The sequence below is a fragment of the Photobacterium sp. DNB22_13_2 genome, assembly GCF_052873915.1.
The window spans coordinates 236,489-248,833 of record NZ_JBNNXU010000005.1 but is presented as its reverse complement, the minus strand read 5'-3'; the positions used below and the strand labels follow the sequence as shown (position 1 = coordinate 248,833).

The 12,345-nt window shown below is 45.5% G+C and carries 12 protein-coding genes; 9 read left to right on the top strand and 3 right to left on the bottom strand.

The genetic code is table 11. From position 1 onward, the window contains the following. The first annotated feature begins 518 nt into the window (after window positions 1–518). From ACVA58_RS10285 to kduD (ACVA58_RS10275), 3 genes are all read left to right on the top strand, one after another. Entirely contained in the window at window positions 519–2,294 is a 1,776-nt protein-coding gene (locus tag ACVA58_RS10285) for a sodium:solute symporter family protein (RefSeq protein WP_446510351.1), read from the top strand. A gap of 103 nt (window positions 2,295–2,397) precedes the next feature. After that, window positions 2,398–3,804 (top strand): glucuronate isomerase, encoded by a 1,407-nt coding sequence (uxaC, locus tag ACVA58_RS10280; protein ID WP_446510350.1) that lies wholly within the window; start codon window positions 2,398–2,400, stop codon window positions 3,802–3,804. Window positions 3,805–3,989: 185 nt separating this feature from the next. Then, window positions 3,990–4,751, top strand: coding sequence for a 2-dehydro-3-deoxy-D-gluconate 5-dehydrogenase KduD (gene kduD, locus ACVA58_RS10275; protein WP_446510349.1), 762 nt, complete (start codon window positions 3,990–3,992; stop codon window positions 4,749–4,751). 81 nt (window positions 4,752–4,832) lie between these two features. Here the strand turns inward: kduD (ACVA58_RS10275) and ACVA58_RS10270 are convergent, their stop codons facing one another. Then, entirely contained in the window at window positions 4,833–5,159 is a 327-nt protein-coding gene (locus ACVA58_RS10270; RefSeq protein WP_446510348.1) for a cupin domain-containing protein, read from the bottom strand. A 459-nt stretch (window positions 5,160–5,618) separates the two neighbouring features. On the opposite strand from ACVA58_RS10270, the gene ACVA58_RS10265 reads away from it, so the two are divergent. Next, window positions 5,619–6,257, top strand: a complete 639-nt coding sequence (locus ACVA58_RS10265; RefSeq protein WP_446510347.1) for an RpiB/LacA/LacB family sugar-phosphate isomerase — start codon at window positions 5,619–5,621, stop codon at window positions 6,255–6,257. Between the two features lie 296 nt (window positions 6,258–6,553). Beyond that, the gene (locus ACVA58_RS10260; protein WP_446510437.1) at window positions 6,554–6,964 is read left to right on the top strand and encodes a VF530 family protein; all 411 of its coding nucleotides are present in this window, start codon (window positions 6,554–6,556) and stop codon (window positions 6,962–6,964) included. A 55-nt stretch (window positions 6,965–7,019) separates the two neighbouring features. Here ACVA58_RS10260 and ACVA58_RS10255 read toward each other — a convergent pair whose 3' ends face one another. Then, a complete protein-coding gene (locus ACVA58_RS10255; protein WP_446510346.1) occupies window positions 7,020–7,586 on the bottom strand; it encodes a YgjV family protein in 567 nt (188 codons plus the stop codon). A gap of 108 nt (window positions 7,587–7,694) precedes the next feature. After that, window positions 7,695–8,456: a 2-dehydro-3-deoxy-D-gluconate 5-dehydrogenase KduD gene (kduD, locus tag ACVA58_RS10250; RefSeq protein WP_446510345.1), complete on the bottom strand. Its 762-nt coding sequence runs from the start codon at window positions 8,454–8,456 to the stop codon at window positions 7,695–7,697. A 274-nt stretch (window positions 8,457–8,730) separates the two neighbouring features. On the opposite strand from kduD (ACVA58_RS10250), the gene kdgR reads away from it, so the two are divergent. The 4 genes from kdgR to ACVA58_RS10230 all read left to right on the top strand — a co-directional run bounded on the left by kdgR (window position 8,731) and on the right by ACVA58_RS10230 (window position 12,189). Continuing rightward, the gene (gene kdgR / locus ACVA58_RS10245; protein WP_446510344.1) at window positions 8,731–9,513 is read left to right on the top strand and encodes a DNA-binding transcriptional regulator KdgR; all 783 of its coding nucleotides are present in this window, start codon (window positions 8,731–8,733) and stop codon (window positions 9,511–9,513) included. Between the two features lie 83 nt (window positions 9,514–9,596). Next, window positions 9,597–10,535, top strand: coding sequence for a sugar kinase (locus ACVA58_RS10240; protein ID WP_446510343.1), 939 nt, complete (start codon window positions 9,597–9,599; stop codon window positions 10,533–10,535). Between the two features lie 10 nt (window positions 10,536–10,545). After that, a complete protein-coding gene (locus ACVA58_RS10235) occupies window positions 10,546–11,169 on the top strand; it encodes a bifunctional 4-hydroxy-2-oxoglutarate aldolase/2-dehydro-3-deoxy-phosphogluconate aldolase (RefSeq protein ID WP_446510342.1) in 624 nt (207 codons plus the stop codon). A 222-nt stretch (window positions 11,170–11,391) separates the two neighbouring features. Continuing rightward, complete coding sequence (locus tag ACVA58_RS10230; protein ID WP_446510341.1) at window positions 11,392–12,189, top strand: substrate-binding periplasmic protein; 798 nt, start codon at window positions 11,392–11,394, stop codon at window positions 12,187–12,189. The last annotated feature ends 156 nt before the right edge of the window (window positions 12,190–12,345 follow it).

Genomic DNA, 12,345 nt, shown 5'->3' with positions numbered 1-12,345 from the left:
ACAGCCAATTAGACTTTGATAATGATCAAGGCCTAGCTTTCCAAGCTAGGCCTATTGCACCGATGGCAAAGGTATTTTCCAGTATCCAATGATCAGTACAGAAGTAATGCAAGTCTCAAGCTAAGTTAAAAATGACGTTGTCATTGTATGATTATTACCTGTGGATTTTCGATTATCGTAAAGCCATTCTTGCTTTGACCTATTCCACTCAATCTCTGGCAAATTGCGAAACCCCACCTCGCCATTTTATTAGTCGTCGCTCCCCCCCCTCCACAGCAAAGCAAAGCAAAGCAAAGCAAACTTAAAACATTGGATATTTTTCAACCAACCCTCGATAAACACACAAGTAAAAACGACCAACCACATAAAACAAAATACCGTTTCATTTTTACCAGCAAGTGGATTTCGATCACAGTTTTACCGTTCAATAACACATAAAATTCCCGCATTAGATTTTAACTTTGAATTGCAACCACTCAATCATCATATGTAATGATTGGCATACCTAAGAGAGCACTATGAATATAGAGATTATGGTAATAGGCGGTTACTTTGCGCTGATGGTATTCATCAGCCTCGCCTTCAAAAAAATGGCCAGTAACTCTTCCAGCGACTACTTCCGGGGGGGAGGCCGCATGCTTTGGTGGATGGTAGGCTCCACCGCGTTCATGACCCAGTTCAGTGCCTGGACTTTCACCGGTGCAGCTGGTAAAGGCTTTAACGATGGGATGTTGGCAGCAGCAATATTCGTCGGTAACATACTAGCCTACGGTGTCTCTTACCTTTATTTTGCCAAGCGCTTCCGCCAGACCCGTGTCGATACCCCGACTCAGGCGATCCGTAACCGTTTTGGTAGCACCAACGAACAATTTTTCACATGGGCGATCATTCCACTTAGCATTCTAACTGCCGGTGTATGGCTTAACGGCCTGTCTGTCTTCGTCGGCGCTGCATTTGGCTTCGACATGACGACAACCATCTGGATGACAGGTCTCGCAGTATTGGCTATCTCATTGCTATCCGGCGCTTGGGGTGTTGTTGCATCTGACTTCGTTCAAACAATGGTGGTTGCCGTAATCTCTGTTGCTTGTGCCATCGTCGCGCTTGTTGCTGTAGGCGGACCAAGTGAAATTATCACCAAGTTTCCATCTGGCTTCGTCATGGGTCCAGACATGAACTACCCGCTGATTATTGTTGGTACTTTCCTGTTCTTTTTTGTTAAGCAAATTCAGAACATCAACAACATGCAGGATTCTTACCGCTTCTTGAATGCCAAAGACTCCAACAATGCGAGTAAAGCAGCATTGATGGCTATGGTTCTAATGGCTGTTGGTAGCTTGATTTGGTTCATCCCACCATGGGCATCGGCCATTCTTTACCCTGATGCAGCTACCCAATACGCAGAGCTAGGCGGTAAAGCTTCTGATGCGGTATACCTCGTCTTTGCAGAAAACACTATGCCTGTCGGTACTGTCGGCCTCCTTGTTGCGGGTATCTTTGCAGCAACCATGTCTTCTATGGATTCAGCACTGAACCGTAACTCGGGCATCTTTGTTCGCAGTTTCTGGACACCTATTGTCTGCAAGAACAAGCCTAGTAGCGAGAAATCACAGCTTCGCGTTGGCCAAATCACCTGTATCGTCAACGGTATTATCGTCATCCTTGTTGCACAGCTATTTGCTAGCCTTAAAGAGTTGAGTTTATTTGAGCTAATGATGACTGTATCAACATTAGCCTCATCTCCTATGCTTGTTCCTCTTTTCATGGGTATGTTCATAAAACGAACACCTCGCTGGGCTGCATGGGCTACGGTAGTGTTTGGTATTTTTGTCTCTTGGTTATGTATCAATGTCTTCACTCCAGCCGCTTTGGGCAATTTGCTAGGCATCGAGTTCACGGGTCGTGAAACGTCTGAATTGCGAAACATGATCGCTATCGCCGCTCACCTTTTCCTAACGGCCGGGTTCTTCTGGGCTACGACATTGTTCTATAAAGAAGACTCTCTGAATGAGCAGGAAAAAGCGGAAGTCGAGATGTTCTTCGAAAACGTTGAAACCGAATGTATTGCAGATAGTGAACAAGACGAGTTCGACAAAATGCAGCGCGAGAAACTGGGTACCATCACCATCATGATGGGTACCGGTCTACTAGCAATGACCCTTCTACCAAACCCGCTATGGGGACGCTTCTTGTTCCTATGCTGCGCAGGTCTGATTTTGCTGGGAGGCTACCTACTAAAAAAGAGTGCCCACAGCAATAGCCAAGCTGCTGAAAACTTATCAGCGCAGCGTTAATACCAACTTGCCATTCAATGCCGCTTCATATCCTGAAGCGGCACTTCATTTACCCACCCCATCTAGCCAAACTGACAACGATATTACACAAAAAGAGTATGTAATGAAGAAGCCCTTTCTTGATCAGCACTTTCTGCTTCACACCCCAACGGCTCAGCATCTATACCACAGCTATGCCAAAGAACTTCCTATCATTGATTACCACAACCACTTAAGTGCCCAAGATATCTATCATGATATTCACTACCGCTCTATTGCTGACGCCTGGCTCTCCCATGATCACTATGTCTGGAGGGCGATGCGCAGCAACGGGATCGATGAATACTACATCACGGGTGATGCCAGCGATTATGAAAAATTCCATAAGTGGTGTGAGACCGTGCCTTATCTGGTTGGTAACCCTTTTTTCCACTGGGCCCATATGGAGTTGCAACGATACTTCGGTGTCACTGATCTGATTTGTCCCGAAAACTGCGACAAGATTTGGCAACAATGTAATGAACAGGTCGGTGATGAAGGCTTTTCAGCAAGGCAATTATTGCAGCGAATGAATGTCGAGTCACTGTGTACCACCGATGATCCTTTGAGCGATCTTCGCTACCACCGGCATTTGGCAGAAACAGACTTCAGCATAAAAGTACTGCCAACATTCCGGGCCGACGATGTGTTCAATATCGACAATAACAAAAAGTTTGTTACTTGGATTGCCAAACTCGCTTCAACCACTGATTCAAGAATCCATAATATCGATGAACTTTTCAAAGCATTGGCGCTGCGAATTGATTACTTCCACCAACATGGTTGCCGCCTATCAGATCTGGGGGTAAAGACTATCCCATATGCAGACAGCACACTCGAAGACGCCAACCAAGCTTTTACCAAAGCTCTTGCAGGTAAGTCATTATCAGACAAAGAGACCCACCAGTTCAAAACCCAGTTATTCCAGTTTCTAGGACAGAAAAACCATGATCTGGGATGGGTTATGCAAATCCATATTGGAGTTTTACAAGATACGAATAAACGCCGTTTCGAGCAACTCGGCGGGGCAACGGGTTTTAGTGCTATCGATGATACTTGCATTGCGCAAAGCCTTGGTAAGCTACTCAGTTCGCTGGATTACCAACATTCGATGCCGAAAACCGTCCTTTATTGCCTGAACCCGAAGGATAATTACGTGCTAGGGGCAATGATCGGGGCTTTTCAGGACAGCGATTGCGGTCCGGGTAAAATTCAGCTTGGTGCAGCCTGGTGGTTTAACGATCAAAAAGACGGCATTGTTAACCAGTTGAAGACGTTGGGTAATCTAGGTGCTCTTGGCCGCTTCATCGGCATGCTGACCGATTCGAGAAGCTTTCTCTCCTACCCTCGTCATGAATACTTCCGACGTATTTTGTGCAGTTTGATCGGCAAGTGGGTTGAGCAAGGCGAACTGCCAGATGATGAAGTACTGCTACGGCGCCTTATCACGGACATTTGCTACCGTAACGCTAAAAAATACTTCAACCTATAGCATCGCAACCTTGCTTGCAAACGGCTTTCAACACGAAAGCCGTTATTCATCAATAACTAAGCTCAAAAGTGAATCTGTAAAATTAAAACACAGTTTCATTTATATCATTTCCCATAAAGCAATGATAATATTGTATGGGTAACATCTTCTGCTTTTTTAACCAACCATCATCACGAGGAATAGGCATGATACTCAACGCATTTAATCTTGAAGGCAAAGTGGCCATTGTTACCGGTTGCAATCGTGGGTTGGGACAAGGCATTGCACTAGGGCTTGCCCAAGCTGGCTGTAGCATTGTCGGTGTGAGCTCATCGGGTAGTAATGAGACTAAAACCAAAGTAGAGGCGCTAGGGCGTCAGTTCATCGATATTCGAGCCAATTTGATGAAAACTGACGATATACCAGGCATTGTGGCTTCAACGCTAGAGCAGTTCGGTAAGGTCGATATTCTAGTCAACAACGCCGGAATTATCCGCCGCGAAGATGCTATCAACTTCAGCGAGCAAGACTGGGATGATGTCATGGACATCAACCTCAAAACCGCCTTTTTCCTCAGCCAGGCCGTTGCCAAACAGTTCATCGCACAAGGCAATGGTGGCAAGATCATCAATGTCGCATCCATGCTTTCTTTCCAAGGCGGGATCCGCGTACCGTCATATACAGCATCGAAAAGTGGTGTCTTGGGTATCACCCGTCTGATGGCCAATGAATGGGCGAAGCATAGCATTAATGTCAATGCGATTGCGCCGGGTTACATGGCGACCGATAATACCGCACAGCTGCGCCAGGATGAAAAACGCAACCAAGAAATTCTAGAGCGCATTCCTGCCGAGCGCTGGGGCAAGCCAGAAGATCTTGCGGGCCCGGCCGTTTTCCTCGCGTCTGAAGCAGCCAACTATGTCAATGGCTTTACCATGGCCGTTGATGGCGGTTGGCTGGCGAGATAAGTCCTCCATAAATACACAAGCTAATAAAAAAGGCCGGAGCAACTCAATGCCCCGGCCTTTCTTCATTTTGTGTTTCGACGCTTAAGCCGCGACGAAGTCCTTACGCATTGGCGTGAAGGTATCAATCAGTACGCCAGCTTTCAGACAACGGCAGCCGTGTAGGATCTCTGGCTCTTTGTACATGGTGTCACCAGCCTTCACGATTTTAGTGTCATTGCCAATAGTGAATTCAAACTCACCAGATAACACGTAAGTTAGTTGCTCGTGCGGGTGAGTGTGCAAGGCACCGATAGCCCCTTCTTCGAAATGTACTTCTACCGACATCATGTTATCACTGTGGGCCAGAATTTTGCGGCTAACACCTTCACCCAAGTCTTCCATCACAATATCGTTATTGAATACAAACATTTGCGTACCTTCTCTATGATTCTGCATTTTTCGTAACAAATTTCGCCCCAAAACTCAGGGCGACTCCGCACATCTTACATCAAAAACACTACAATATAAAATAATTGAAATGACGTTTCACAAACAAAGATGCCAAACTGTCAGCTGGTAGAATAGCCGTGAAACCAGTGTCCATTGAAACGTCAAATCTTAAACCCACATCACTACAACGAAATAAAAAACAAATTAAAACAAATTAAAACAATGAGATAAACAAAGAACCACACAATAAAACAAGTTGAAAAATAATGAAAAATGACGTAAAACCTTGCCCTTCACTTTCATAAACACCTTGAAATACGTGATGTGCCTCGCTCTAAGTCACATTTTGAATGATTTAATTTTTATTTTTTTGAAAAGGCTTTTCATTTTTAAGGCTCTGACTTATACTTTAATCATCAACGACAGAGAGATATTGTTATGAAAATTGCACTTATGATGGAAAACAGCCAAGCGCCAAAGAACGCTATGGTTGCAGCTGAACTAAACAACGTTGCAGGTGGCCTAGGTCACGACGTTTTCAATGTTGGTATGACAGACGAGAATGATCACCACCTAACTTACATTCACCTAGGTATCATGGCGAGTATCCTTCTCAATTCTAAAGCTGCAGATTTCGTTGTGACTGGTTGTGGTACAGGCCAAGGCGCATTGGTGGCAAGCAACCTGCATCCAGGTGTTGTTTGTGGTTACTGCCTAGAGCCATCAGACGCATTTCTTTTCAACCAAATCAACAACGGTAACGCTATCTCTCTAGCGTTCGCGAAAGGCTTTGGTTGGGCTGGTGAGCTAAACGTTCGCTACATCTTCGAAAAAGCCTTTACTGGCAATCGTGGCGAAGGCTATCCAATTGAGCGTGTAGTTCCTCAGCAACAAAACGCAGCAATCCTTAATGAAGTAAAAGCTGCTGTATCTAAAGATATTGTTTCGGCCTTGCGTGCGATTGACCAAGAGCTAGTCAAAACAGCAGTTGGCAGCAAGCAGTTCCAAGACTGTTTCTTCGCAAACTGCCAAGACGAAGCCATCAAAGACTACGTACTATCTGTACTAGAGAAGTAATTTAACAATAAACCGTTAACGCTTGGTTTATTAATTTGAAATAAAAAAGGCTCTGAGCATGCTCAGAGCCTTTTTGTTTATTGGCCTCTTTTAACCGCACGTAAACTAGATCGAGCTGGGTACAGGTCTTGGCATTTATTGTAATAATCATAGGGAAGGAAAGCATACTCTGTTAGACTCCCATGCCCTCTTTCCCTCTGGGTTTAAGAGCCTGTAGCACTGTCGTGTTTGATTGAAGACTAGAGCGTAAATCCCCAACCAGCCTTGGTTAACTAGATACTTAGGAACTCATTATGATGACTGATGAAGAAAGAATTGAATTACAACAGAACAACCCATTGCACGGTCTTAAGTTAGAAACTTTACTGCAAGAGCTGGTCGACTTCTACGGTTGGGACATTCTTGATACGGCAATGCGTTTTAACTGCTTTAACACCAAGCCATCGATTGCCAGCAGTGTAAAGTATTTGAAGAAAACTGAGTGGGCAAGAGAGAAGCTGGAAAATTTCTACCTCTACCGCTTTAAGCGTATGCCTCGCGCATCGAGCGAAGAGTTTGAAATGTCACCACGCGCTCGCACCTTCCCACACGGCCTTGAACCAAAAGAGCCGATGGAACTGACGGTTGAGTCAATTTTAAAATCACAAGCAAAAGCAGCATCAGCCCACAAAGAACGCTCATCACGTGGTCGTCACTCGCGCCGATAGTTGACGTCGGCCTCGACAATAAATGCGGGGCCGTGAGTAAATTACGAAGAAATAGCTAAGGCTGATTGACCTGTTGTTCCAAATTTGGCACCTCCGATTTGGAACAATCAGTCAATTTTGGCATAGCCCGCTGCTGCCGACGTAACCTCAGTATGGTCACCACATTCACACTCAAAAGTGTTGCTTCCAACAATGTGCCACCAATCGAGCCAACCACGATATTGTTACTCAGCCAACATAAAGCCCCAACGAAGAACGCCAACCTCATCTTTATCCCTTCAAGACAAAACAGGGCATATGTGCCGATACACGCACCGGCAATAGGAAGTAAATCCAACCAACGTTCTGACAAATAAAAGCCGACAACCAAGTTACAGGCAATAAAAAAATAGGCGAGATACTTCGATTGGTACTTTACGGACAGCGCGGTCCGAAAAGCCGAGAGCAGCGCACTGAAGCCTGCCGTTACTGCACCGAGCAAGAAGAAGTGCATCATGTGGTTGATATTAAATATCACCATGACCACTTTGAGCTTTTTGTCGTCTTTTTGATAGAAAGCAGTGATCCCCAACGCGAAGCTAACAAAACCAAGCAATTGGGCTAGCGATAGTTCACTCAACAAATTCCGATCCTCTTTTTATTCCTAATCCCGCCTCAAAAACGGAGCGTTTCAAATACGAAAAAGCGGCCGCACCTCATAAAGATGCAGCCGCTATAAAAATTGTTGCGATTAACGTGCCAACCAGCCGCCATCAACAGCAAGTGTATAGCCGTTAACATAAGAGCCAGCATCAGACGCTAGGAACACACAAGGGCCCGCCAAATCAGCTGGCTCTCCCCAACGATCAGCTGGGATGCGCTCAAGGATTTCGGCATTGCGCTTCTCGTCAGCACGCAACTGAGCGGTATTGTTGGTCGCCATGTAACCTGGTGCGATCGCATTAACATTGATGTTGTGTTTCGCCCATTCGTTAGCCATCAAACGTGTCACACCCATCACACCACTTTTTGATGCGGTGTAAGAAGGTACACGGATACCGCCTTGGTATGACAACATAGACGCGATATTAACAATCTTACCGCCATGGCCCTGAGAGATAAACTGCTTCGCAACAGCCTGAGACATAAAGAACACTGACTTAATATTGATGTTCATCACGTCGTCCCAGTCTTGCTCGCTAAAATCAATCGCATCATTACGACGGATGATACCAGCGTTGTTAACTAGAATGTCAACCTTACCGAATTTCGTCACAGCCTGATCAACGATCCCGTCAATATCATCTGTTTTCATCAGGTTCGCGCGGATATCAAGGAATTCACGGCCAGTTTCTTTGATTTTTTCAATTGTTTCAGTTGGCTCAACAATGTTAACACCTACAATGTTACAACCAGCCTGAGCAAGACCGAGTGCCATACCTTGGCCAAGTCCCGTATCACAACCAGTTACGATAGCCACTTTACCTTCAAGGTTGAATGTATTAAGAATCATGTCGTTTCCTCAATGAATGTTCACGGCCCTACAACCACGAACAAGAAATTTGCGTTCCGTTAATGTGACTGCACTATATCAATCATAAAAAAACACATCAAGTTTTTTGAAAAGCTGTTTTATTTTTAATATTGCAGCTTTGACCTTTGTCACATTAAACACACTGTAATTCGCGCTGATTCATATTTTCTAAAAAAGGCTTTCATAAAAATAGATACATAAAAAGTTAAAACGTATAATGCAGACTACAAAGACGATGAAGATGGAAATTTTGATGGAATCCGCAAAACAGCCTGAAGCCGTCTCCTCTGTGATGAAGGTGTTCGGCATCCTTCAGGCGCTGGGGGAGCAGAAAGAGATTGGTGTTACCGAACTATCGCAACGCTTGATGATGTCAAAAAGCACCGTATACCGCTTTTTACAAACAATGAAGATGCTAGGTTATGTATCTCAAGAAGGTGAAACAGATAAGTATGCACTTACTTTGAAGTTATTTGAGCTTGGAGCAACCTCACTAGAGCATGTGGATCTTATAGATCTCTGTGACAAAGAAATGCAGCTGATCTCCCAACAAACCAATGAAGCTCTTCACCTTGGTGCGCTGGATGAGAACGCCATTATCTACATTCACAAAATTGATTCCGGCTACAACCTTCGCATGCAGTCACGCATTGGCCGCCGTAATCCGCTCTACAGTACTGCAATTGGTAAAGTGCTACTCGCTTACCGCAACGAAGAGTTCACACGTAATGCATTGGACGGTATTGAATTTATCAAGCACACCGATAAAACTCTTGAAAATATCGACCAGCTGCTGAGCGAGCTAAAAGCAGTTAAAGAGCAGGCGTTCGCAGAAGACAACGAAGAGCAAGAGCCAGGCCTACGATGTCTAGCCGCACCGGTATTTGATCGCTTCGGCAATGTTATCGCTGGCCTTTCAATCTCACTGCCGACTATTCGATTCGACGAAAAACGTAAGTCCTACTATGTAGAACTACTGCAAACCGCTAGCCGTAATGTCTCAAAACAGCTTGGGTTTCACAATTACCCACAATAAATAGAAACGCGGTTTCATTTTTATTGACTTGTGGGTCTTTATTGTTAAAAATACCTTCAATGACCAAAATTGAGGGTTTTTTTATGGCTTTAAATCGTGTTGCTGTGATCGGTGAATGTATGGTCGAACTGCAACGTAAGGGCGAGCTCATCAAACAGAGTTTTGGTGGTGACACGCTGAATACAGCACTTTACCTTACCCGTTTGACCCACCAGCATGGCATCGAAACTAGCTATATTACTGGATTGGGTACCGACAGCTTCAGCCGCGACATGTTGGCTGACTGGCAACAAGAGCAAATCAATACCGAATTGGTCTTTCAATCCGAAGAAAAGAACCCTGGCTTGTATCTGATCGAAACTGACGATACTGGCGAACGTACCTTTCATTATTGGCGCAACGACTCTGCAGCCCGCTACTGGCTGGATAACATTGACATCCAAGCCTTGATTGAAAAGCTAACAGACTTTGAGATGGTTTACCTGAGCGGGATCAGCTTGGCGATTTTGCCAGAAGCAGCCCTTGATAAGCTTTTCCTCGTACTCAAAGCTTGCAAGAACCAAGGCAGCAAGATTGTTTTCGACAATAACTATCGTCCTCGCTTATGGCAAAATGCCGACATCGCTGCAAAACGCTACCAAACCATGCTGTCACTCACCGATATCGCCTTGCTCACATTCGATGATGAAATCATGCTGTATGGTGAGCATACCGTGGAAGACTGTATTTCACGTACCCAACAATATGGTGTGGGTGAAATTGTTATCAAGCGCGGCGCTGAAGACTGCCTTGTGGTTACCGCTGAAGGCTGTAAATCCGTTGCTGCAACCAAGGTCGACTCCGTAATTGATACCACTGCCGCCGGCGACTCATTCAGTGCCGGTTACCTGGCAACACGCCTGACAGGTGGTAATGGCGAACAAGCCGCAAGCAATGCCCACTTATTAGCTGGCACCGTGATCCAACATCAGGGCGCCATTATTCCAGCCACAGCAATGCCTGTGTTATTCAATTCGAATTAAGGAAGAGATCATGACGACGTTAAACGCCCGTATGGGTGAGCTGAAAGTTATCCCTGTTATTGCCATCAAAGATGCAGATAAAGCAGTAAAACTGGCTCAGGTACTTTCTGAGAACGGCCTTCCTTGTGCCGAGGTGACTTTCCGTACCGAAGCGGCCGCGCAAGCTATCCGCAACATGCGTGATGCTTACCCTGACATGCTGATCGGTGCCGGCACGGTACTTAATGCCGCGCAAGTAGACCAAGCTATCGATGCAGGCGTAGATTTCATTGTCAGCCCGGGCTTCAACCCAACCACAGTGAAGTACTGTCAACAGCGTGAAATGCCTATCATCCCAGGCGTTAACAACCCAAGCATGGTTGAGCAGGCGATGGAACTGGGGCTTGATACCCTGAAGTTCTTCCCGGCAGAGCCTTCTGGCGGCGTGAACATGCTAAAAGCGATGACAGCGGTATACCCAGTTAGCTTTATGCCAACTGGCGGTGTTAGCCCATCTAACGTTAAAGATTATCTTGCGGTTAAATCTGTGTTTGCGTGTGGTGGTACTTGGATGGTTCCAGGCAACTTGATCGACGAAGAGCGCTGGGACGAGTTGGCAGAGCTGGTTAAAGAAGTGGCTAACGTAGTCGCTTAATTGGCTATTGGCTATTGGCTATTGGCTATTGGCTATTGGCTATTGGCTAATAGTATTCTCAAAGGCAGTGGTTTCCACTGCCTTTTTGTTGTCTTATTTTCAAAGCACTCAGGCTGATTTACTATACATCGGCCACATAAACGACCTGAAGCAAAGCAGGTTTTCCCTCTGCTGTTAAACTTGAAAGATACTTTCTGCTTCTAATGCCTGAGGTCTTTCACAATGAATTACGCCAAATCAAAGCCTCGCTATCTGATCCCTTTAAGACTCGCTATTTACAGCTCAGCCTTGTTCGCAGTTGTTCACCTTCATGCCGAGCAAGGCAAGCTGACTGTCGCCATCTCAACTGATATGCCTCCGTATGTGATGGATAGTGGTAGCGAAGGACTTGAAGTGGATATCGTCAGGCAGGCATTGGAAGGCTATGAACTCAACTTTGTCCAAATGCCGCTGGGTGATGTACAAAATGCCGTTCAGGATAAAAAAGCCGATGTGGCGATTGGCGTTTTAGTGGATGGCGGCGAAATTTACTATTCCGATCATCTGGTGACCTTTGTTAACTTTGCCATCAGCAAGAAAAGCGATGATCTCGCGATTGATTCTATCGATGATCTCAAAATCCACCCGGTACTGACTTGGCAGAACGCCTACCTTGAGCTAGGAGATGAGTTCCAAGCACTATTTTCTCCAGGTTCTGACTACCGCAACAACTACCATGAGTTTGGTGACCAAGCCGATCAAGTCGCCCAATTTTGGAAAGCCGACAAGCAAGTGATCGTCATCGACCACAGCATCTTTGAGTTCTTCAGCAAAGCAATGAAGCAATCGACCGACAGTGTCACTTACCACAGCCTTTTCCCACCTGTCACTGAATTCAAGGCCAGCTTCAAAGACAAGGCTGTCAAAGATTCCTTCAACAAAAAGCTCAAGGAAATGTGCCAAAGCGGCGGTTACGTCAAACTACTTGAAATGTATGACGTCAAGGTGGAAGCCACGGTGTGTGACAAACTTCCGCAATAGCCAGAAAAGTAGAATCGAACAAAAACACCACGGACACGCCTGTGTTCGTGGTGTTTTCTCATTCTGAAGTCTGTGCTCACAGCAAGATAAGCTCGCCATCTGCTAGCAAAATGTAATACATCGCGACTCATTCCCTGACGCATATTCTGAAGGGCT

What these genes read in the sequence shown, in the direction of transcription:
- kduD (WP_446510349.1), top strand. Translation starts at nt 3,990, where the DNA reads ATGATACTCAACGCATTTAATCTTGAAGGCAAAGTGGCCATTGTTACC.
- kdgR (WP_446510344.1), top strand. Translation starts at nt 8,731, where the DNA reads ATGGAATCCGCAAAACAGCCTGAAGCCGTCTCCTCTGTGATGAAGGTG.
- ACVA58_RS10265 (WP_446510347.1), top strand. Translation starts at nt 5,619, where the DNA reads ATGAAAATTGCACTTATGATGGAAAACAGCCAAGCGCCAAAGAACGCT.
- ACVA58_RS10260 (WP_446510437.1), top strand. Translation starts at nt 6,554, where the DNA reads ATGACTGATGAAGAAAGAATTGAATTACAACAGAACAACCCATTGCAC.
- uxaC (WP_446510350.1), top strand. Translation starts at nt 2,398, where the DNA reads ATGAAGAAGCCCTTTCTTGATCAGCACTTTCTGCTTCACACCCCAACG.
- ACVA58_RS10240 (WP_446510343.1), top strand. Translation starts at nt 9,597, where the DNA reads ATGGCTTTAAATCGTGTTGCTGTGATCGGTGAATGTATGGTCGAACTG.
- ACVA58_RS10230 (WP_446510341.1), top strand. Translation starts at nt 11,392, where the DNA reads ATGAATTACGCCAAATCAAAGCCTCGCTATCTGATCCCTTTAAGACTC.
- ACVA58_RS10285 (WP_446510351.1), top strand. Translation starts at nt 519, where the DNA reads ATGAATATAGAGATTATGGTAATAGGCGGTTACTTTGCGCTGATGGTA.
- ACVA58_RS10270 (WP_446510348.1), bottom strand. Translation starts at nt 5,159, where the DNA reads ATGTTTGTATTCAATAACGATATTGTGATGGAAGACTTGGGTGAAGGT.
- kduD (WP_446510345.1), bottom strand. Translation starts at nt 8,456, where the DNA reads ATGATTCTTAATACATTCAACCTTGAAGGTAAAGTGGCTATCGTAACT.
- ACVA58_RS10235 (WP_446510342.1), top strand. Translation starts at nt 10,546, where the DNA reads ATGACGACGTTAAACGCCCGTATGGGTGAGCTGAAAGTTATCCCTGTT.